We start from the raw sequence: 21,647 nt of genomic DNA on the forward strand, positions 1-21,647 counted from the left end.
ACCGATCTGTATAGTGGGCGAGGATGCAAGGTATACCGATCTGTCTAGTCGACGGGTCGTACCGTACCGACTCACTGATGGGCGTGGTATCCCATGGGTTTCCTGCTCTCCGTCGCGTTCGTGCTGTGCTGGAGCTCCGGGTTCGTCGGAGCCAAGCTGGGCACGCAGACCGCGGACGCGCCGACCCTCCTGATGTGGCGGTTCCTGCCCCTGGCCGTCGTGCTCGCCGCCGTGGCCGTCGTCTGGCGCGGCAGGCGGTCGTGGCGGGGGCTGACCCGGCGTGACGTGGGCCGTCAGGGCGTGATCGGGTTGCTCTCCCAGAGCGGCTACCTGCTCACCGTCTACTACGCGATCCAGCTCGGCGTCTCCAGCGGGACGACCGCGCTGATCGACGGCACCCAGCCCCTCGTCGCCGGTGCCCTGGCCGGTCCGCTGCTGCGCCAGTACGTGTCCGCCCGGCAGTGGCTCGGCCTCTGCCTCGGGCTCGGAGGCGTCGCCCTCGTCACCACCGCCGACGCCTCCGCGATGACCGGTGTCGCCTGGTGGACGTACCTCGTGCCCTTCGCGGGGATGCTCTCCCTGGTCGCCGCGACCTTCCTCGACCAGCGCTCCCGGACATCCGTCGCCCCGCTGGTGTCCATGACCGTGCACTGCACCACCAGCGCCGTCGTCTTCACGGCCGCCGCCCTCCTGACCGGGGCCGCCGCGCCTCCCGCCGACTCCTCGTTCTGGATCGCGACCGCCTGGCTGGTGGTCCTCTCCACCTTCGGCGGATACGGCCTCTACTGGCTCGTCCTGCGCCGCTCCGGTGTGACCCGGGTCAACACCCTCATGTTCCTGATGGCTCCGGTCACCGCCGTCTGGGGCGCCCTGATGTTCGGCGAACCATTCACTGTCCAGACGGGCGTGGGTCTCGCGGTCGCCCTCGCGGCGGTCGCCGTCGTGCACGGCGGGCCGAAGGGGGGCGGCTCGGGTGAAGGCGCGGCGCCTGATGCCGACGGGGTCACTGCGGCCCGCCGGGCCGACCGGGTGCCGTGCAGGGGGTGACGGTGACGTCGTACCTCTGGCGCCTCGCGGCCGTATCCCGACTATGGGTACATGCGGTGTCTGAGGGGGAAGGCCGCCGCCACGGCGGGGCTGTCGGTCGGCTTGCTGCTCGGGGGTGTGACCGGGTGCGGCGGCGGTGGTGAGGACGCCGAACCGAAGGTGCGGACGGTCCGGGTGGGTGTGGGGGAGACGCGCGAGGTCGACACGCGGCCGGTCGACGGGGAGAAGGGCACCACCTTCCGGATCACGGTGCGGAGTGTGGCGTACATGAAGGAGTCGCCGCCAGGTCCTCTGGGTGTCGTGATCAAACCCCGGGAAGCCGTTCTGGCCGTGGTCGGTCTGCGGATCCAGAACATCGGCGACGCTCCCGGCGAGATGTCACCGCACACCTTCCCCTGGGTGTCCGACTCCGGGGACCGGCGTGTCACCGCCGCCACCTGCTGCCTCCCGGGCCAGGACTACCGCACGCTCAACGAGGGCTTCCCGCCCGGGCAGTGGGCACAGGGCCCGACTCTCTACGACCTGCCGGAGAAGGGCGGACGCCTCCTCTTCCCTCCGTACCGGCCTTCGTACCGGGAGTCCACGCCGTACACGCCCCTGCTGTCGATCGAGCTGCCCGATGCGTGAGCGCGCGAGCGGACGGGGCACACGACTCGGCACACGACTTGCCGTCGCACTCCTCCTCGTCGCCCTCCCGATCGGCGCCTGCGACAGCGCGACCGGGACCGGAGCGGAGGAGGAGCCGAGCGGATCGCCCGCTGCGTCCACCCTCCGGCTGACGATGGGCGGCTCGGGCGAGTTCAGCACACCCGCCCACGAGCCGGACGCCACCTTCCGCATCACCGTGCGCGACGCGACCTACCGCACGGAGGCCACCGAGGCGTACGGCGAGGTGGACCGCCCGCGGACCCGCTACTTCCTGCTGCTCGACCTCAGGATCGAGAACCGCGGCCCCTACTCCGCCAGTTGGAAGGGATTCGCCTGGGTGGGACCCTCACGCGAGCGCGTCGAGGACCCCACCGAGTGCCACAGGTCGGTGCCGCGATGCGTCTCCCTGGACAAGAACTACCTCGTCGGCGAGTCAGTCGACGGCATCGCCCTGTTCGACGTACCGGCCAAGGGCGGCCACCTCGACTATCCCCTGGCCTGGCCGCGTTACCAGGACCGGCCCGCCCTGGTGATCGAACTGCCGGACAGGTGACCCGCGTACGCCGGGCCGGTTCAGTAGTCGGTGAGGTCCACGAGGACGTCGCAGTGGGGGTCGTCGGAAGGGCGGTGCAGGTACTCGTTCGCCAGGTACGCCGGGGAGGTCAGGGCGCCGAGCAGGCCGGGGCCCGTCTGGCTGATCAGGACGTCCACGCCGTAGGTGCGGTCCCGCTCGGGGGAGCGGAAGTAGAGGCGCATGTGGTCGTCGCCCGTGATGACCGCGCCGATGAGCAGGGGCTTCCAGGACACGTGGGTGGTGACGAGGGAGCGAACGAGGTCGAGCAGGCGGCCCGCGGCCGCCTGCTCGGTGTCCGGTTCGGGTGGGGTCACAGCTTCGCCCATGCCGGACACTTGTTTCCCGGCTGGTTGTGGCAGTACGCCGTGATGACGCCGATCTTCTGGCCGCGACCGGCGTCGTAGTCGCCGTCCGTGGTCTTGCGCGTGTACTGCACGACGACGGTGATCTTCACCTGCCGCGGCCTCGGCACACCCGTTTCGAACACGACGGCATCGTATTCCAGGTGGCCGTGGTGGTCGTTCCGGTCCACGCGACCGTGGAGGGCCGCGTACAGGGTGGAGCACTTCTTGATGTTGTGGCGGCCGGAGAAGTGGTGCCAGCCCAGCGCGGAGTTCCCGTAGCGGGTGACGATGTGCCTGTCCTCCGGGTCGTCGGTCTGGCACTTGACCCGCTTGTCCCACGGGTGCGGCTGAACGGGCATCGGCGCGGCGACCGCGGTCCCCGACAGCAGCGAAGCGGCGAACGCCGTGGCGGCGGTGAGTGTCAAGATCTTCTTCATGCAGGTGATCGCATCACCGACCGTCCCGACGGGCAACAAGCGACGGTTGGACAGAAGGTCAAGTCGAGTAAAAATCGCCGAGCTAGCCCACCCGCGCCGTACTCGCCCGCTCCACCAACCGCGTCGACAGTTCCGTCCGGGTGCTCTCCGGGCGCTCCCCGTCCATCATGCGGACCAGGAGTCGCAGTGCGGTGGCGGCCATTTCGGAGAGGGGCTGGCGGACGGTGGTGAGGGAGGGGGTGAGCCAGCGGGACTCGGGGAGGTCGTCGAAGCCGACGACGCTGATGTCGGCGGGGACGGACAGGCCGCGTTCGGCGAGGGCCTCGTAGACGCCGAGGGCCATGTGGTCGGAGCAGACGAAGACGGCGGTGGGGGGCTCGGGGAGGTCGAGGAGTTCGAGCATGCGCAGGCGGGCGACGCTCTCGTCGAAGCCGGCGTGGCGGACGTACTCGGGGATGTGTCTGAGCCCCGCGGCGGCCAGGGCCGAGCGGTAGCCGGCGACGCGGGCGCTGCTGCACATCTTGCGCTGGTGACCGGCGATGACGGAGATGCGCTCGTGGCCGAGCGACAGCAGGTGCTCGGTCGCGGTCACCCCGCCGTGCCAGTTCGCCGCGCCCACCGACACCACACCGGGCGGCGGTTCGAGCACCGGGTCGATCAGCACGTACGGAATGCGGTGCTGGTCGAGCCAGGCGTACTGGGAGTCGGTGAGTTCGGCGAGGTTGAACAGCACCCCGGACGAACCGCGGGCGATGAGCTTGTCGAGCCAGCCCCGCTCCGGGCGCCCGCTGCGCGTCCGGTTCAGGCCGGCCGACACCACGACCTCCAGACCCGCGTCGTGCGCCGCGGCCTCCACACCGTGCAGCACCGCGCCCGACCAGGAGGTGTCCAGCGAGTGCACCACCAGGTCGACCAGACCGGATGCCTTCGCCGCGTCGAAGCGGGGCCTGCGGACGTAACCGAGCCGGTCCAGCGCCTCCGTCACCCGGCGGCGGGTCTCCGGGGCCACGTCCTCCCGGCCGTTGACCACCTTCGAGGCCGTCGGCACGGACACGCCGGCCTCCCGGGCGACGACCGCCAGGGTCGGCCCGGTCGTCGCGCTCGCACTTCCCGTACGGCCCATCGGGAACCACCTCTCCGGCCCGCCCGAGGGCCATGGAAAGTTTCGACCAGCGCTGAATAGTAAGCGCTTCCTACCCTAGGTACGCAGCAGGTGGTCGGGAAGAGGCCGAACTTCGCAGGTCTTGTCGGTCCTTGACTTTCGAAACTTCGAACAGGGCGACGGGCGTGGGGACTTCCCCACCAGCAGGTCACCCACCAGCAGGTCACCTACCAGCAGGTCAACCGGAATCCCGTGAAGTCGGCCGTGAACGCCGCGTCGACGAGGTCCATGGCGTGGATACCGGCCATCGCCCCGGTGAAGCGCAGCTTGCTGCCGTAGTCGTCGGAGAGCCGGGTGAAGTCCAGCGGCGGGCCGACCGGCGTCCGGACCCCGCCTCGGACGTACCAGAACCGCGCCTCCCCGTCCTCGACGGTGACGCCGAGGGTCAGCGGCCCGGCCGTGTCCACGTCGACCACGGCCGCCTGCCGGGTGCCGAACTCCTCACGCTCGACGAGAGCGAGCACTCTGCGGCCCGTCCCGCCCCGCCACTGCTGCCCGCGCTGCCCCTCGCCCTCGGGTTCCGCCCAGGTCAGGTCGAGGCTCAGATACGCCTCGGTGTTGTACCGGAGCACCAGCCCGGCGGCCTGCGTGAACGTCCCGGGATCCGCCTCCACGGTGACCTCGGCCTCCGCGCGGTGCTCGGTGATCCGCCGGGCGAGCAGGCTGTGCGCCCACCACGACTCGGGACCGTGCCGCCCGGTCAGCCGGATCCACCCCGGACGTGTCGTGGCGTCCGCCCAGGACGGGTCCGGGTATCCGCGCAGGGTGCTCCACGGCCACCCCAACGGGTCGGCGGGCTCACGCGGTTCCAGCTCCTGCCGCCGCGTGGGCACGTCGACCTCGACCGCCGGATGCACACCCCCGTGCCGCATCCGGGGCCAGCCCTCCGCGTCCCACACCAGCGCCTGGACCGCCGTCTCCCGGCCGAGCGGGCAGCGCGGCCCGTCCGGTGTCGCGAGCGGACGGGCCACCAGATGGCTCAGCACCCAGTCCCCGTCCGGGGTCCGGACCAGCTCGGCGTGTCCCGCCTTCTGCAACGGCAGCGCCGGGTCGTCCCGGGAGGTCAGCAGCGGCCGGTCGTCGAGCTCGTACGGTCCCGTGAGCGCCCGGCTGCGCGCCACCAGCACCCCGTGCTCGAACCCCGTACCGCCCTCGGCCAGCACCAGGTAGTACCAGCCGTCCCGCCGCACCACCTTCGGCCCCTCGACGAGCCGTTCGTGCTGGAGGAGCAGGTGGGTGTCGCCGACGGGGGCGAGCGTCCGCCGGTCCAGTTCCCTCAGGACGATCCCCGCGAAGCGCCGGCCGCCGGGACGGTGGTCGTTCTGGAGGTTGAGCAGCCAGAGCCGGCCGTCCTCGTGGAAGAGCGCGGGGTCGAAGCCGTGGCTCGCGATCCGGCGCGGCGCCGACCACGTGCCGTCGATCTCCGTGGCCGTGGAGACGTAGGTGTCCGTGTCGAAGTACGGCGTGCCCACCGAGCGGACGACCGAGTAGACCACCCAGAAGCGCTCGCCGTCCCAGCTCAGCGACGGCGCCCAGATGCCGCCGGAGTCGGGCACCCCGGCGAGCGAGTCGCCCGGGACCGCGCCCCGCACATGGCCCGCGTATTCCCAGTGCACGAGGTCCCGGGAGCGGTGCAGGGGGATGGTGGGGAACCACTCGAAGGAACTCGTCGCCACGTAGTACCAGTCGCCCACCCGCACCAGCGACGGATCCGGGGCGAAGCCGCGGATGACGGGATTGCGCGCCAGGGTCACTTCAGGGCTCCCATGGTCACCCCGGACCGCCAGTAGCGGCGCATCGCGACCATCATGATCGCCATCGGGACGATGGACAGCAGCGCTCCGGTCAGCACCAGGCTGGTCAGGTCGACGCCGGATTCCAGCCGCTTGCCGGACCAGTTGTACAGGCCCAGGTTGAGCGTCCAGTTCTCCTCGCCGCGCAGCACCGTCAGGGGCAGGAAGAAGGCGTTCCAGGTGTTGACGAAGGCCAGCAGGAAGACCGTGGCGCCGCCCGTCGTCATCATCCGCAGCACGATGCTGAAGAAGATCCGCAGTTCGCCGGCGCCGTCGATACGGGCCGCTTCCAGGAGTTCGAAGGGGATCGTGGCCTCGGTGTACACCTTGGCGAGATACACGCTGAAGGGGTTGATCAGGCAGGGGATCAGCATCGCCCAGGGCGTGTCGACCAGGCCGATGTCCGAGAACAGCAGGTACAGCGGCAGGGTGAGCAGGGCGATGGGGATCAGGAACGAGCCGACCACCGCCGCGAACACCACGTTGCGGCCCGGGAAGTCGAAGCGCGCCAGGCCGTAGCCCGTGGCCAGGGCCAGCAGCGTGCCGCCGAGGGAGCCGACACCGGCGTACAGGAACGAGTTGGCCGTCCAGCGCAGGAAGATGCCGTCCTCGTAGGTGAAGAGCTGACGCAGGTTGTCCCAGAGGTGCCAGCCGGAGAACCACAGGCCGTTGGACTGGTACAGGCCCGTGCGGTCCTTGGTGGCGGCGACGATCAGCCACCACACCGGGAACAGGCTGTAGACGCTGGCCAGGGAGAGGCCGACCAGCAGGAAGCGCTGGCTGCCGCGGGTCCGGGAGACCGGGTCCGGCGCGCTGAGGCGGCGGACCTGGCTGGATTTCGCACGGTCTTCGGTGAGCGTCATCAGTCGGCCTCCTTCGAGGTGAACCGGTAGAACAGGAAGGAGGCGACGCCGAGGATCAGGGCGAGCAGCACCGACAGGGCGGCGGCGTAGTGGTAGTTGCCGGCGTTGAACGCCTGGTTGTAGATGATCATGATCGGGGTGAAGCTGTCGCTGACCGTCTGCGGAGTGACGTTCCGGAACAGCGCCGGCTCGTTGAAGATCTGGAGCATCTGGATGATCGACAGCATCCCGGTCAGTACCAGCGCGCCCCGCACGAACGGGATCTTGACGCTCAGCGCGATCCGCCGCTCGGAGGCGCCGTCGAGACGCGCGGCCTCGAACAGCTCACGCGGCACGCCCTGGAGCGCCGAGTAGATGATCACCATGTTGTAGCCGATGCCGTGCCAGGTCAGCAGGTTGCCGATGGACGGCCACACCATCGAGGGTGCGAAGAAGTTCCAGTCGAAGCCGAAGATCTTGCCCAGCGGGGTGAGCGGGCCGACGTCCGGGCTGTACAGATTCAGCCACACGATCGCGGCGACCACACCGGGGATCATGTACGGCACCAGCAGCAGGATCCGGAACCGGCTCGCCACCCGCGAGGTGACGGCGTCCAGGAGCAGCGCCAGGACCAGGCTGATCAGCAGCATCACCGGGATCTGGACACAGGCGAAGAGCACCACGCGCAGGACGGAGCCCATGAACGCCGAGTCGGTCAGACCCTGCTGGTAGTTGTCCAGGCCGGCGAACTCCTCCGTCGAGCCGCCGAGGCCGAGTCCGGACTGCTGGACACGGAACAGCGACTGGTAAACGGCGTAGCCGATCGGCAGCAGATACAGGAAGACGAAGCCGAGCTGGAAGGGCACCGTGAACGCGGCACCCTTCCAGCGCAGTGAGCGAATCATCAGTGGGTGTCCTGGCCTCTAGCCCTTGACGCTGATGCCGCGGGACTTCAGGTCATTGACCGTCCACTGCTGCATGTGCGCGAGCAGGTCGGTGACCTTCTGCTCCTTGTTGACGACCTTGGCCCAGCCCGCCTGCATCTCCGTGAACATCGCCGTCCAGTTCGGGCCGAAGGTCCAGTCGGTGGTGACGGTGCCCAGGCTGTCCTTCACGACCTGCTGGGCCGGCTGGTAGTTCGAGCCGAGCAGCTTCTCGGAGATCGCCTCGGGCACGTAGGTGTCGCTGTTCGCCAGGGCCGGCATCACGCCGTTGCCGGTCTCCGGGCTGGCCATCGTCTTGACCGCGCCGGTGTTCGTCGACATCCACAGAGCGGCCTCGGCGGCCTGCTCCTTGTGCGCGCAGCCCTTGGTCACCAGGTTCACGCTGCCGGTCAGGTTGGTGGGGGCGGGCGTCTTGGCGGCCTCGCCGGTGAACGTCGGCCAGGGCGCCACGGCCCAGTCGCCGAAGGACTTGGTGAAGTTCGCGACCATGCCCGCCATCTGCCAGGTGGAGATCTGCCGGGTCGCGGTGCCGCCGTTGTCGTAGTTGCGCTGGACGGCCGCGTAGTCGGCGAAGGACAGCTTGGAGTTGAGGTCGTTGTCGATGATCTCCTGGATCACCTCGGCGGCCTTCAGGGTGCCCGGGTCCTGGAAGTCGACCTTCCAGGCGTTGCCGTCGATCGCGTACCAGTGCGCGCCGGCCTGCATGGCGAGCACCTCCAGGGTGCTCGGGTCCTCACCGGCGTAGTTGGTGATCTTGACGTCGTGCTTCTTCAGCTCCTTGCCCGCGGCGATGAACTCGTCCCAGGTCGCCGGGGCCCTGAGCCCGTACTTCTTGAAGAGGTCGGCGCGGTAGATCGTGAAGTTCGGCGCGGAGCTGGTGGGAACGCCGTACATCTTCCCCTGCACCTCGGCGCTCGCCCAGGAGCCCTGGTTGAACTTGCTCCTGCTCGACTCGACGTACTGGGTGATGTCGGCGAGCGCGTCCTGCGAGACCCAGCTCGTGACGTACTCCGCGGTGTTCTGCACCAGGCAGGGGGCGTTGCCGGCCTTCACCGCGTTGGTCAGCTGCTTCTGCATGGTCAGCTGGTCGGTGACCTTCGTGTACTTGAGCCGGATGTCCTTGTGCGAGGCGTTGAAGGCCGCGACCACCTTGTCCTGGCCGTTGGCCCAGCCCCAGAAGGGGAGGGTGACCGGACCCGAGGCGTCGGAGTCCCCTGAGTCCGATCCGCTGCCGCACGCGGTGAGCAGACCTGTCAGCGCGAGTCCCGCGGCGGCGGCGCGGGCGAACCTTCTCCGGGGGCTGGTGAAGTTCATCTGACCGTGTTCCTTCGGAAAGTAGGGCTCAGAGAGAGGGGAGGTGAGCGAAGGGGGAGCGGGGGGTGGCGGCGCGGTGCCGGCCGGGAACGGCGGCCGGAAACCAGCGGCTCGCGGTTGCGGGGGATCGGCCAAGCAGAAGCTGTAGTAAGCGGTTGCAGGGACGCTAGGCGGACGACCCCACCCAAAGCAAGAGGTGCGCGTCAATTTGTTACGCCGGTTTGTCCGCGAGGTTAGGGACGGGCGCAGGTCGGCCGAACGCTGCGGTGCTTACATCAGCCCAGGTCGCAGCCGTGCCGCGGAGATCCGTACGGCACTCGGCGGGCAGCCCGGGGTGAGCCGGGCGGCCCTGAAAAACGTATGGAAACCGTTTACGAAACGCTATCTACTCGCCGCGGTCCGCACCCTCACGCCGGGCCGGCGGCAGCACGGAGTTCCGTACGACGACATGGGTGCCCAGCACCAGATGGTCGCCGTCGCCGCCCTTGCGGCGACCCGAGCCGCCCTCGCGCCGGTCGGCGACCGCGCGCAGGGCAACCCGCCCCATCTCCTCGTACGGCACGTGCACGGTGGTGAGTTGGGGCGTGAGCTGCGAGGCGAGCGGGATGTCGTCGTAGCCGACGATCGAGACGTCCTCGGGAACCCGCAGCCCGGCCGCGCGCAGCGCCTGCGTCGCGCCCGCGGCGACCACGTCGGTGCCGGCGAGCACCGCCGTGAAGTCCAGGCCCTCGCGCAGGCTCTCCTCGACGGCGTCGTAGCCGTGCTCGTAGTCGTACGGACCGTGGCGCACCATGCCCGGGTCGAAGGGCACGCCGTAGGCCTCGAAGGCGCGCCGGGCGCCTTTCAACCGGCCCTGGGCTGTGGTGAGTTCCTGATGACCGGGCAGCACCAGCACCCTGCGGTGGCCGGCCGACAGCAGATGACTGGCCATGGCGTAGGCGCCGCCCTCGTTGTCGTAGTCGACCGTCGTCGCCGGGACGTCCCCCTCCAGGGGCGGCCGGCCCACCAGGACGAGGTGGGAGCCGGCCGCGTCCAGGGAGCGGGCGAAGCGGGCCATGCGCAACTGGTACTCGTCGTAGTCGTACGCGCCGCCGAGCAGCACCACCGCGGCCACGCCCTGCTGGCGCATCAGGTTGACCAGGGCGAGCTCTCGCTCGGGGTCGTCGCCGGTGGTGCCGACCAGGGACAGCCAGCCGCGCAGCGTGGCGGCGCCCTCGACCCCCTTGGCCACGTGGGCGAAGGCGGCACCGGTGATGTTGTTGATGAGGATGGCGACCGTCGGCGTACCGCCGCCGGCCAGGGAGCGGGCGTGGGCGTTGGTGACGTAGTCGAGGTCCCGCACGACCTTCATCACCCGGCGGCGCAGCTCCTCCGAGACCGGGTAGTTGCCCGACAGGACGCGCGACACGCTGGCCACGGAGACGCCCGCCCGCTGGGCCACATCGCGGATGGTGGCCCGTCCGGCGTCCCCGGTCGCCTTGCGCTGACTCACCGTTGCGGCTCCTTCACCCTCGCGACCGACTCGCCCCAGGACCGGGGGAGCGGGGCCGGCCTCATGGACCCTCGCGAGGTCCGTGGGGCGCCGTCCGTTCCGCGCCGGTGGCGAAACCGTATCCCATGGTTTCCCGGTGTTTCCCCGGGGAGTCCCGGCCGGTCCACGGGCCGCTCACGCGACACGGGCCAGGTCCGAGTGCAGCACCTCGTGGACCGGCGGCAGCCCCGCGGCCAGGCGCTCCACCTCCTCCACGACGATCCGGCCGAGCCGCTCCAGCTCGTTGCCGAGCGAGCCGGCGATGTGCGGCGTGAGGAAGACGTTGGGCAGCCGGTACAGCGGGGAGCCCGCGGGCAGCGGCTCGGGCTCGGTGACGTCGAGGATCGCGTGCAGCCGGCCCGAGACCAGCTCGTCGGTGAGCGCGTCCGGGTCGATCAGGGCACCCCGGGAGGTGTTGATCAGCACACCGCCGTCCGGGACGAGGGCGAGCCGGTCGCCGTCGAGCATGCGGTAGGTCTCGGGGATGTCGGGGGCGTGCAGGGTCACGATGTCGCTGTGCCGGAGCAGGTCCTCCAGCGGCAGCAGCTCGGCGCCCAGCGCGGTGGCCTCGGCGGGGCTGACGTACGGGTCGTGCAGCAGCACCGAGAAGTCGAACGGCCGCAGCAGTTCCAGGAGTCGGCGGCCCACGCGGGAGGCACCGATGACGCCGACACGACGGCCGAGGTTGCCGGTGTGCGCGGTCTCGGCGTGGGTCGTCGGGTAGCCGTGGGTGGTGCGGAAGCGCTCGCGGTGGGTGAAGGTGTCCTTCCCGGCGAGCAGGATCATCGCGAGGGTGTACTCCGCGACCGGCAGCGCGTTGCCGGTCACCGCGCTGGAGACGGTGATCCCGCGTTCCCACAGGGCGTCGCCGACCAGGGAGCGGACCGAGCCCGCGGCGTGCAGGACCGCGCGCAGTCCGGGGACCGCGGTAAGGACCCCGGCGTCGAGGCGCGGGCAGCCCCAGCCGGTGATCAGCACCTCGGCGTGGGCCAGGGCGTCGGCCGCGGCCGGATCGGTGAAGTCCCGTACGACGAGCGCGGGGTCGAGGTCGGTCGCCCGTGTCAGCCGGGTCATCAGCGGCGGCGGGAAGAGCAGGGGCAGGTGCACCGGATCCATCGCGAACACGGCTCTGGGGGGCGGCGGGGTGGGCATGTCTCTCCTGACAACACACTGGGTGGAAACAGTTTCAGAAAACGTCTTCTACCGTAGATCTGCCGGTGATGGGTGGTCAATCGACGGGATCGGCTGGGGCGAGGGGTCGACGGGGGCTCTGCCGGCTGACGCTCCCTGGCGTCGCCAAGCGCGTTTCCGGTGACAACAACCGGTTCCCGAAGTGAGGCCGTGGCAAACGGCCCGGCCCGGGCCTCGTCCTTGATGCGGTTCAGGCTGCGTCCCACCGGCCCTGTTCGGCCGGTCGGCCCGTGACGTCGAGGTTACACAGTCTTTTCGAAAATTCGTCAAGGCTCTTGACGCCGTTTCCGGACAGGGTCGAAGCTCTGCCCCAACGTTCAGCAACCGGTTGCTAGACCGGGTCGAAGCAACAGAGCAGGAGGTGGTGCGATCATGCGCCCCCATGCCGGTGCCCCCATGAGCCGCCGCCGATTTCTCTCCCTCTCCGCCGCCGGCGCGGTGGGCGGCGCGGCGGCCCTGAGCGGCTGTGCGATGCAGGTGTCCAGCGGGGTCGGCGGCGGCTCGGGCGAGACCATCACGATGATGGTCAAGGCGGACGACATCACCCCGGACCTGGTCCAGCAGGCCCTGAAGGACACCGGTATCGCGATCAAGCGGGTCGACTTCGACATCACCAAGCTGATCGCGATGCTCACCAGCGGCAACCCGCCGGACCTGGTGCGCGGTGTGGGAGCCGTGGACGCGGCGTACTTCGCGGCCCGGGAGGTGATGGAGGACCTCGACCCGTACTTCGCCAAAAGCGCCGTGCTCAAGCGGGACGACCTCGACCCGGTCAACGACCTGTGGCGCTTCGATGGCAGGACGCAGGGCAAGGGCCCGCGGTACGGCATGGCGAAGGACTTCTCCCAGGACTCCATGTACTGGTACAACACCTCGGCCTTCGACAGGCACGGGGTCGCCTATCCGGCGGAGCTGGAACCGACCACGTACGAGGAGTGGCTGGAGACCGCCCAGCGCCTGGTCCAGCGGTCCAAGGGGCAGACGAGCCTCTTCGGCGGCACCTACAACGGTCTGCTCAAGGCCACCCTCATGTCGACCCTGACGGCGTCGGCCGGCGGCAGCCTCTTCAGCGACGACTTCTCCCGGATCGACTTCACCACCCCCGAGGCCCGCAAGGCCCTGGGCTGGTACATCGAGTACTGCAAGCTCAAGGTCGGGGCGAGCCCGATCATGCCCGACCCCAACGGCTGGGACGGGCCCACCTACCAGGCCGGACGGCTGGCCATGTGCAACTCCGGCTACTGGATGGGCGGCATGATCGCCACCGACGAGAAGCTGGCGGAGGTCTCCCGGCTCGCCCCCACCCCGGTCTTCGAGGGCGGTCCGCGGGTCAGCGCCTGCCAGGCCGGCACCGGACTGTGGATGCCGAAGAAGGCCCCCCACAAGGACGCCGCCTGGCGGATCTTCGAGTGGTACTTCGGCGAGGCACCGGCCAAGGCCCGCGCCTCCGGCGGCTGGGGCATCCCGACCCTGAAGTCCCTGCGCCCGCTGATGCCGGCGAAGGCGGAGCACCAGAAGCGCGTGCTGAAGGTGCAGGAGAACGAGCTGAAGCACTTCTCGGTGGTGGCCTTCTCCCCGTACACCACGGGCGATTCCTTCGAGGCCCTCTTCAACCAGGTCGCCCCGGCCGCGATGACGGGCGAGATCTCCGTCGACACCCTCGCCGGACGACTCAACTCGGTGCTCAACGAGCAGCTCAAGCGCGGCAAGGAGCAGGTCGGATGACGGTCGATCAGATGTCCACGGTCGCGGACCGGCCCCGTGCCACCGCGTCGGCCGGCCGGACCCGGTCCGCGGGCCGGGCCGGGGCCACGATGACCGCGCGCAGACACCGGGCGTTCTACATGTTCGTCGCGCCGTGGATCGTCGGGTTCCTGCTGCTGACCATCGTGCCGATGGCGTACGCGCTGTGGCTGAGCTTCACCACGTTCGACGGTATCTCCCCGAACTGGCACTACGTCGGCCTCGGCAACTACCGCGAGCTGATGAACGACTCGGTGACCTGGGACTCCCTGGGTCGCGCGGGGCTGTTCGCGGTGGTCTCGGTGCCGCTGTCGATCGTCGCGGGCCTGGGCCTGGCCGTCCTGGTCAACCGGCCGATCAGGGCCCGCGGGCTGTTCCGCACCCTGCTGTATCTGCCGGCGGTGGTGCCGCCGGTCGGCGCCGGTATCGCCTTCAAGAACCTCTTCGACCAGAACGCCGGTGCCACCAACGGCGTCCTGACGTTCTTCGGCTTCGACGCCATCGGCTGGCTCGCCGACCCCTACGCCCGCTACGTGCTCATCATGACGGTGCTCTGGGGCGCCGGAAACATCATGATCATCTCGCTGGCGGGGCTCCAGGACGTGCCCCGCGAACTCCACGAGGCGGCCCGCATCGACGGCGCGAGCGCCTGGCGGACCTTCCGCAGCATCACCGTGCCCCTGCTGTCACCGGTCCTGCTCTTCCAGACCGTGACCGGGGTGATCGCCTCCGTCCAGACGATCATGCCGATGCTGCTGGCACCCCTCGCCACCACCGGCGGCCTCACCACGGTCCCGCAGTCCAACTACACGTACATGATCCACGTGTTCTCGCAGTACTTCGCGCTCGGCCGCTACGGCTACGCCTCCGCACTCCTGTGGGTGCTCTTCGTCCTGATCCTCATCGCGACCGGTCTCATCTTCAGGTTCACGTCCGGTGTGGTGTTCTACAACGTCGACCCGGAGGCGAAGAAGTGACCGCCACCAGCCTGACCCCCAAGTCCCCGGTCCGCGTGCGGATACGCGCCAACCGCCTCATCCTCTACACGGTCCTGGTCGCCGTCACCGGACTGTTCCTCGGCCCCTTCGGCTGGCTGGTGCTCACCGGTCTGAAGACCCCGGCCGAACTCGCCTCCGCCCCCGTGCACTGGGTGCCCGCGCACATCCAGTGGCACAACTTCGCCGACGCCTTCGACCTCATCGACTTCCTCGGCTACGCCCGCAACTCCCTGATCATCGCCTTTGTCTACGCCGGTCTGGTCACCCTCAGCTCCGCCTGGGTCGGCTACGGCTTCGCCCGGCTGTCCGCGCCCGGCAAGAAGACGCTGTTCGGCATCCTCATCGGCTCGATGATGCTGCCCCAGATGATCACCCTGCTGCCCACCTACCTGATCTTCGCCAAGCTCGGCATGGTCGACACGTACTGGCCGTGGGTGCTGTGGGGCCTGTCCTCCGCCCCCTATCTGGTCTTCCTGTTCCGCCAGTTCTTCGCCGGGCTGCCCCGCGAGCTGGAGGAGGCCGCGATCGTCGACGGCTGCGGCTACGGCACGATCTTCTGGCGGATCTTCCTGCCGCAGTCCTGGCCGGTGCTGTCCGCGAGCTTCGTGATCGCCTTCACCTGGACCTGGGGCGACTACATCGCCCCGCAGTTGCTGCTCTCCACCGACAGGTCCACCCTCGCCGTCGCCGTCATGACGACCTATGTCTCCTCGGCCGGCACGCCCATCACCAACCTCCAGGCCGCGGCCTCCGTGATGTACGTCGTGCCGATCCTGCTGATCTTCCTCGTCGCCCAGCGCGGCTTCGTCGCCGGCATGTCGACCTCGGGCCTCAAGTAGCCCCTCCTCCCCATCCGTTGCAAGGAGCTCCGTATGAACACGCCCCTGTCCCGCCGTACCGCTCTCCAGGCCGCCGGTGTCGTCGCTGCCGCCGGTTTGGCCGGCAGCATCGCGGGCACCGCACAAGCCGCCGCGGCGGACGAGACCGGCACCACCGGCGACAGCGTGGTCGTCCACCCGACCCTTCCCCAGGTGCCTGTCAACAACTCCTTCACCGTCAAGGTCCGGCCGCTCGGCGGCACCTGGCAGAAGCTCGGTGTCCACCTCGCCAAGCTCGCACTGATCGACGCGACCACCGGCAGCAACAGAGCCCAGAACTCCTCCTGGGCCGCCTTCGACTTCTCCGGCACCGTCGAGGTCGAGGTCACGTACAACCCCGGCGGCGGCGAGACGTTCCGCATCCGCCCGGACTCGTACGGCATCAAGCCCGAGGTGCTCGGCAGCACCGCGCGCTTCACCCTGGACCGGCCCCGCAACGTCGTCGTCCAGGTCGACGACAAGATCTTCGACTGCCTGCACCTGTTCGCGAACCCGATCGAGCAGGACGTGCCCGCCGAGGGCGACAAGAAGGTCATGTACTTCGGGCCCGGGCTGCACACCACCGCCGACCGGTTGCTGAAGGTGCCCAGCGGCACCACCGTCTATCTGGCCGCCGGTGCCGTCCTCACCTCACAGGTGATCTTCGAGAACGTGGAGAACTCCCGGCTCATCGGCCGCGGCGTGCTCTACAACTCTCCCAACGGGGCGCTCTTCATCCGCAAGACCGAGAACGTCACCATCGACGGCATCACGATCCTCAACCCCCGCTACGAGAACGTTCGGGTCGCCGAGTCGCGGAACCTCACCATCAAGAACCTGCGCGCCTTCAGTCACCAGGGCTGGGGCGACGGCATCCAGCTCTACTGCTCCGAGAACGTCACGATCGACGGCTGCTTCCTGCGCACGTCCGACGACTGCGTCGCCCTGTACACCCACCGCTGGGACTTCTACGGCGACACCCGCAACATCACGGTCAAGAACTGCTCGCTCTGGGCCGACGTCGCCCACCCGATCAACATCGGCGTGCACGGCAACTCCGAGAACCCGGAGATGCTGGAGAACCTGACCTACGAGAACATCGACATCCTCGACCACCGCGAGCCGCAGGTGACCTACCAGGGCGCCATCGCCTTCATGGTCGGCGACAGCAACCTCGTCCGGGACGTCAGGTTCGACAACATCCGAGTGGAGGACTTTCGCTGGGGCCAGCTCGTCCACATGCGGGTCGAGTACAACCCGAAGTACAACACCTCGGCAGGCCGCGGCATCGAGAACGTCTACATCAAGGACCTCAGCTACAACGGCAAGAACGCCGACCTCTCGATCATCGCCGGCCTCGACGCGGACCACGCCATCAAGGACGTCACCTTCGAGAACCTCAGCGTCAACGGCAGGGTCATACGCGACAGCGGGGGCAAGCCCGGCTGGTTCCTGGCCTCGGACGGCGTGCCCATGTTCACCAACGAGCACGTCACGAACCTCAAGTTCCTGACCACCGCCGAGGCGGCCGCCGCGTCATGAGAGATTCCGCGCTTCCCGCCCCGAGCCGCCGGGGATTCCTCGGCGGCACGGCGGCCCTGCTGCTGGTGGCGGGCGCGAGCGGACTGCTCGCCCCCGGCACCGCCCGCGCCGCCGCGCCGAACACCACCGGCGCCCGCGCCTTCGCACACCCCGGCCTCCTGCACAGCGCCGCCGACCTCGCCCGGATGAAGGCCGCGGTCACCGCCCAACAGGCACCGGTCTACGACGGCTACCTCGCGTTCGCCGCGCACGCCCGCTCCAAGGCCACGTACACCGTCCAGAACACCGGCCAGATCACCTCCTGGGGCCGCGGTCCCGCGAACTTCCAGAACCAGGCTCCCGCCGACGCGGCCGCCGCCTACCAGAACGCCCTGATGTGGGCCGTCACGGGCAACCGCGCCCACGCCGACAAGGCCCGCGACATCCTCGACGCGTGGTCGGCCTCCCTCACCGCGATCACCGGCGCCGACGGCCCGCTCGGCGCGGGCCTCCAGGCCTTCAAGTTCGTCAACGCGGCCGAGCTGCTGCGGCACACCGGCTACGACGGCTGGGCCGAGGCGGACATCGCCCGCTGCGAGCGGTCCTTTCTCGACGTCTGGTATCCGGCCGTCTCCGGTTACATGCTCTACGCCAACGGCAACTGGGACCTGACGGCCCTTCAGACCATCGCCGCCATCGGCGTGTTCTGCGAGCGGCCCACCCTCTTCGAGGACGCCCTGCGCTTCGCCGCGGCAGGCGCGGGCAACGGCAGCATCGCCCACCGCATCGTCACCGACGCCGGCCAGGGCCAGGAGTCCGGCCGCGACCAGGGCCACGAACAGCTTGCCGCCGGTCTGACCGGCGACCTCGCCCAGGTCGCCTGGAACCAGGGCGTCGACCTGTGGGGCCACGACGACCACCGCATCCTCGCGAACTTCGAGTACGCGGCCCGCTACAACCTCGGCGGCGACGTCCCCTTCACCCCCGACCTCGACCGCACCGGCAAGTACATCAAGACGACCGTCTCCGACAAGGTCCGCGGCACCCTGCCCCCGATCTACGAGATGGCCTACGCCCACTACGCCGGCGTCCGCGGCCTCGACACCCCGTACACCGAGGCCGCCGTCTTCCGCGGCACCGGCGGCACCCGCCTGGTCGAGGGCGGCAACGACGACCTGCCCGGCTGGGGCACCTTCACCTACGCCGGCACCGAGGCACCCGCGCCGACCGTGCCCACCGCGCCCGCCGGCGTCACGGCCGTCGGCACCGGCGAGGACATCACCGTCGGCTGGCTGCCGTCCACGGGGGCGAGCACGTACAGCGTCCGCCGGGCCACCGCGCCCGAGGGCCCGTACGAGGAGATCGCCACCGGCCTCGGCACACCGACGTACACCGACCGCGGGATCCGCCCGGGACGGACGTACCACTACACCGTCACCGCGGCCAACTCCCGGGGCGGCAGCGGCGATTCGGTGCCCGCGTCCGCCTCCGCCGGGCTGCCCGAACCGTGGGCGACCCGGGACGTCGGCGCGGTGAGGATCCCCGGGGCGGCCGTCTTCGACGGGGAGCGGTTCGTGCTGGAGGCGTCCGGCACCGCCGACACCTACCGCCTGGTCCACCTGCCCCTGTCCGGCGACGGCACGGTCACCGCGCGGATCGTGTGGCCGCTCAGCTCGCAGTACTCCAAGATCGGCGTCACCGTCCGGGCCGGCCTCGACGCGGACGCGGCGCACGCCTCGATGCTGATCCAGGGACTGCCACTGCACACCTGGAGCGGTGTGTGGAGCGTCCGCGAAAGGGCCGGAGCCGCCGTCTCCGGCACCGGCAGCACCCCGGTGCCGCCCTCCCAGCAGGACGCGATCACCGTCAACGCGTCCTTCCCGATCTCCAGCCTCGGCACACTGCCGGAATCGGCGACCCCGCTGGAGGCGCCGTACGTGGAGGGCGCGGGCGACGGCTACCGGCTGCGCACGCCGTACTGGGTGCGGGTGACCCGCAAGGGCCGCCGCTGCACCGGCGCCATCTCCCCGGACGGCATCCGCTGGGCCGAAGTGGGCACCACCGAGGTGGAGTTGGGCCGCACCGCCCACGCGGGCCTGGTCCTCACCTCCTGCCTCGGCGTCGACGAGGCGTACGCCGAGACCGGCACCGGCGCCTTCGACAACGTCAGCGTGACCTCGGCGTACGGCGGCGAGGTCTGGGCCGTGCCCAAGCCCGCCCGTGCCGCCGGGGACCTCGGGGCGGCCGGCGGTGCCGACGCCGTCGAGCTGGCCTGGACCGACCCGGACCCGTCCGCCCGGTACAAGGTGCTGCGCGCCACCGAAGCCGACGGCCCCTACGTGACGGTCGCGACGGGCATCGGCCCGGTCGGCTCCGGCACCCGCATCCGGTACGCGGACGCCACCGGCACGCCCGGGACGACGTACCACTACGCCGTCGCCAAGACCAACACCTCCGGACGCGGACCGCTCTCGGACTCCGCCTCCGCCGTCATGCCGACTCCGGCCGTGCCCCAACTCACGTCCGCCAGAACGGCGTTCGCCAACAAGGGCGTCACCTTCAAGCACCTGCTGCGCGGCTCCCACGAGCCCGTACGGTTCGCCGCCGACGGCCTGCCCGACGGGCTGCGCCTCGACAAGCGCACCGGACTGATCTCCGGAACGCCCACCGAGACGGGCGAGTTCACCGTCCGCACCGGCGCGGGCAACGCGGCGGGCGACGGCACCGGCACGCTCACCCTCACCGTCGGCACACCCCCGCCCGCCCCCTGGACCTACGGCGACCTCGGTGACGTGGTCCTCGACGAGCGCGCCTTCGGGACCCTCGGCGTGGTCGCGATCCGCGCCCCCGGCTCCACGTCGTGTGCCGACGGCACCTTCACCGTGCGCGGCGCCGGGGTCGACCTGAGCGTCAACAACCAAGGAATGACAGGGCAGTTCGTACGACGGCCCGTCACCGGTGACTGCGAGGTCACCGCCCGGCTGGTCTCCCGCACCGGGGCCACGGCCGACCGGGTGGGGCTGTTGATGGCCAAGTCGCTCTCACCGTTCGACCAGGCGGCCGGCGTGATCGTCACCGGCGGCACCACCGGGCAGCTGATGCTGCGGCCCACCGTGGCCGGTGCCTCGGCCTTCTCCGGCACCACGACCGTTCAACTGCCCCTGCTGCTGCGGCTGAAGCGCACCGGGACCGCGTTCGCCGCAGCGATCTCCACCGACGAGGGCACCACCTGGACCGACCTGGCCTCCGGTCAGATCCCCGGGTTCGGCGACGCCCCCTACCACGTGGGCCTCGTGGTCTGCTCCCGCAGCCCGCTGGCCCTCGGCACCGCGCAGTTCGAAGAGGTGAGCATCACCCCCATCTGATTCCCCCCACGGAACGGAGATGCACAGCATGAGCCGCACATCCCCCCACCGGCACCTCCACCAGGGCGAGTTGAGCCGCCGCGGCCTGTTCAGGGCCGCCGGCGGTGTCGGCGCCGCCGTCGCACTGGGGTCCGCGTTCGCCGCCACCACGGCGGACGCGGCCCCCTCGACCTGGATCCACCCCGGCATGCTGCACAACGCCGGAGACATCAACCGCGCCAAGGTACGGGTCGCCGCGGGAGACGACCCCTGGCTGTCCGGCTGGAACAAGCTGGTCGCCAACTCCCACTCCCAGTCCACCTGGACCAACCGGGCCACCGCCACGATCATCCGCGGCGGCACCGGAGAGAACTACGGCCTGCTCTTCAACGACATCGCCGCCGCCTACCAGAACGCGCTGCGCTGGCGTGTCGGCGGCACCGAGGCGAACGGCGTGTGCGCCGCCAACATCCTCAACGCCTGGGCCAAGACCCTGACCTCGATCACCGGCAACGCGGACCGCTTCCTCGCCGCCGGCATCTACGGCTGGGAGTTCGCCAACGCGGCCGAACTCATGCGGGACTACCCCGCGTTCGACCTCGCCGCCTTCCAGCAGATGATGGTCAAGGTCTTCTACCCGCTCAACAACCAGTTCCTCACCGGCCACAACGACGCCTGCATCACCAACTACTGGGCCAACTGGGACCTGTGCAACATGGCCTCCATCCTGGCCATCGGGATCCTCAACCAGGACGGCGCCAAGTTCGACCAGGCCGTCGACTACTTCAAGAACGGCGCGGGCAACGGCTCCATCACCCACGCCGTGCCGTACCTCTACACCGACTCGGACGGCTACGCGCTGGGCCAGTGGCAGGAGTCCGGCCGCGACCAGGGCCACACCATGATGGGCATGGGCCAGATGGGCGCGATCTGCGAGATGGCCTGGAACCAGGGCACCGACCTGTACTCGTACGACAGCAGGCGGTTCATGAAGGCCGCCCAGTACGTCGCGAAGTACAACCTGGGCGGCGACGTGCCCTTCACCACCTACACCTGGGGCACCGGCCAGAACTGCGCCCAGTCGTCCCAGACGGTGATCTCCTCCGCCTCCCGCGGACAGGTCCGCCCGGTGTGGGCGATGCTCCACTACCACTACAACCGGCGGCTCGGCCTGGACGACAGGTACATCTCCCAGATGTGCTTCTCCATCGACCCCGAAGGAGGAGGCGGGGACTACGGCACCACCAGCGGCGGCTTCGACCAGCTCGGCTTCGGCACCCTGATGTTCGCCAAGTAGAGCCGTGACCGGCCGTGCGCGGCCCGTGACCGCTTCCCCCGAACAGTCGTAAAACCGCGC

18 protein-coding genes are annotated in these 21,647 nt (G+C 69.9%); 9 read left to right on the top strand and 9 right to left on the bottom strand.

The features are described 5' to 3' along the window. Window positions 1-93: 93 nt before the first annotated feature. Genes SLINC_RS35120 through SLINC_RS35130 form a run of 3 tightly spaced genes read left to right on the top strand, consistent with a single transcriptional unit; the run spans window position 94 to window position 2,248 of the window. Window positions 94-1,047 carry a DMT family transporter gene (locus SLINC_RS35120; RefSeq protein ID WP_079164890.1) on the top strand — a complete coding sequence of 318 codons (954 nt, stop codon included), beginning with the start codon at window positions 94-96 and terminating at the stop codon, window positions 1,045-1,047. A 51-nt stretch (window positions 1,048-1,098) separates the two neighbouring features. Beyond that, complete coding sequence (locus tag SLINC_RS35125; RefSeq protein WP_067442019.1) at window positions 1,099-1,674, top strand: hypothetical protein; 576 nt, start codon at window positions 1,099-1,101, stop codon at window positions 1,672-1,674. Further along, entirely contained in the window at window positions 1,667-2,248 is a 582-nt protein-coding gene (locus SLINC_RS35130) for a hypothetical protein (protein ID WP_067442022.1), read from the top strand. The genes SLINC_RS35125 and SLINC_RS35130 overlap by 8 nt, the downstream gene beginning before the upstream one ends. Window positions 2,249-2,268: 20 nt before the next feature. Here SLINC_RS35130 and SLINC_RS35135 read toward each other — a convergent pair whose 3' ends face one another. The 9 genes from SLINC_RS35135 to SLINC_RS35175 form a co-directional block, all read right to left on the bottom strand. After that, window positions 2,269-2,595 (bottom strand): hypothetical protein, encoded by a 327-nt coding sequence (locus SLINC_RS35135; RefSeq protein WP_152038978.1) that lies wholly within the window; start codon window positions 2,593-2,595, stop codon window positions 2,269-2,271. Further along, window positions 2,580-3,050 carry a hypothetical protein gene (locus SLINC_RS35140; RefSeq protein ID WP_067442028.1) on the bottom strand — a complete coding sequence of 157 codons (471 nt, stop codon included), beginning with the start codon at window positions 3,048-3,050 and terminating at the stop codon, window positions 2,580-2,582. Before SLINC_RS35140 ends, SLINC_RS35135 begins: the two co-directional genes overlap by 16 nt. A gap of 82 nt (window positions 3,051-3,132) precedes the next feature. After that, window positions 3,133-4,173, bottom strand: a complete 1,041-nt coding sequence (locus SLINC_RS35145; RefSeq protein WP_067442031.1) for a LacI family DNA-binding transcriptional regulator — start codon at window positions 4,171-4,173, stop codon at window positions 3,133-3,135. Between the two features lie 206 nt (window positions 4,174-4,379). Beyond that, window positions 4,380-5,966, bottom strand: coding sequence for a glycoside hydrolase family 43 protein (locus tag SLINC_RS35150; RefSeq protein WP_067442034.1), 1,587 nt, complete (start codon window positions 5,964-5,966; stop codon window positions 4,380-4,382). Continuing rightward, the gene (locus SLINC_RS35155; protein WP_067442040.1) at window positions 5,963-6,868 is read right to left on the bottom strand and encodes a carbohydrate ABC transporter permease; all 906 of its coding nucleotides are present in this window, start codon (window positions 6,866-6,868) and stop codon (window positions 5,963-5,965) included. The genes SLINC_RS35150 and SLINC_RS35155 overlap by 4 nt, the downstream gene beginning before the upstream one ends. Beyond that, window positions 6,868-7,752 (bottom strand): carbohydrate ABC transporter permease, encoded by an 885-nt coding sequence (locus SLINC_RS35160; protein WP_067442043.1) that lies wholly within the window; start codon window positions 7,750-7,752, stop codon window positions 6,868-6,870. Before SLINC_RS35160 ends, SLINC_RS35155 begins: the two co-directional genes overlap by 1 nt. Window positions 7,753-7,770: 18 nt before the next feature. Continuing rightward, window positions 7,771-9,105, bottom strand: a complete 1,335-nt coding sequence (locus SLINC_RS35165; protein WP_067442047.1) for an ABC transporter substrate-binding protein — start codon at window positions 9,103-9,105, stop codon at window positions 7,771-7,773. Window positions 9,106-9,490: 385 nt separating this feature from the next. Further along, window positions 9,491-10,597: a LacI family DNA-binding transcriptional regulator gene (locus tag SLINC_RS35170; protein ID WP_067442051.1), complete on the bottom strand. Its 1,107-nt coding sequence runs from the start codon at window positions 10,595-10,597 to the stop codon at window positions 9,491-9,493. Window positions 10,598-10,771: 174 nt separating this feature from the next. Beyond that, window positions 10,772-11,788, bottom strand: a complete 1,017-nt coding sequence (locus SLINC_RS35175; protein WP_182449236.1) for a hydroxyacid dehydrogenase — start codon at window positions 11,786-11,788, stop codon at window positions 10,772-10,774. Between the two features lie 411 nt (window positions 11,789-12,199). Here SLINC_RS35175 and SLINC_RS35180 point away from each other — a divergent pair, with 411 nt between their 5' ends. Genes SLINC_RS35180 through SLINC_RS35205 form a run of 6 tightly spaced genes read left to right on the top strand, consistent with a single transcriptional unit; the run spans window position 12,200 to window position 21,587 of the window. Then, a complete protein-coding gene (locus tag SLINC_RS35180; protein ID WP_067442057.1) occupies window positions 12,200-13,552 on the top strand; it encodes an extracellular solute-binding protein in 1,353 nt (450 codons plus the stop codon). After that, window positions 13,549-14,547, top strand: coding sequence for a carbohydrate ABC transporter permease (locus SLINC_RS35185; protein ID WP_067442060.1), 999 nt, complete (start codon window positions 13,549-13,551; stop codon window positions 14,545-14,547). Before SLINC_RS35180 ends, SLINC_RS35185 begins: the two co-directional genes overlap by 4 nt. Then, window positions 14,544-15,407, top strand: a complete 864-nt coding sequence (locus SLINC_RS35190) for a carbohydrate ABC transporter permease (protein WP_067442064.1) — start codon at window positions 14,544-14,546, stop codon at window positions 15,405-15,407. The genes SLINC_RS35185 and SLINC_RS35190 overlap by 4 nt, the downstream gene beginning before the upstream one ends. 33 nt (window positions 15,408-15,440) lie before the next feature. Further along, window positions 15,441-16,967 carry a glycosyl hydrolase family 28 protein gene (locus SLINC_RS35195; protein ID WP_067442067.1) on the top strand — a complete coding sequence of 509 codons (1,527 nt, stop codon included), beginning with the start codon at window positions 15,441-15,443 and terminating at the stop codon, window positions 16,965-16,967. Then, complete coding sequence (locus SLINC_RS35200) at window positions 16,964-20,311, top strand: alginate lyase family protein (RefSeq protein WP_067442070.1); 3,348 nt, start codon at window positions 16,964-16,966, stop codon at window positions 20,309-20,311. The genes SLINC_RS35195 and SLINC_RS35200 overlap by 4 nt, the downstream gene beginning before the upstream one ends. 28 nt (window positions 20,312-20,339) lie before the next feature. Continuing rightward, window positions 20,340-21,587, top strand: coding sequence for an alginate lyase family protein (locus SLINC_RS35205; protein ID WP_067446043.1), 1,248 nt, complete (start codon window positions 20,340-20,342; stop codon window positions 21,585-21,587). Window positions 21,588-21,647: the final 60 nt, after the last annotated feature.

This window comes from Streptomyces lincolnensis (assembly GCF_001685355.1).
GTDB lineage: Bacteria > Actinomycetota > Actinomycetes > Streptomycetales > Streptomycetaceae > Streptomyces > Streptomyces lincolnensis.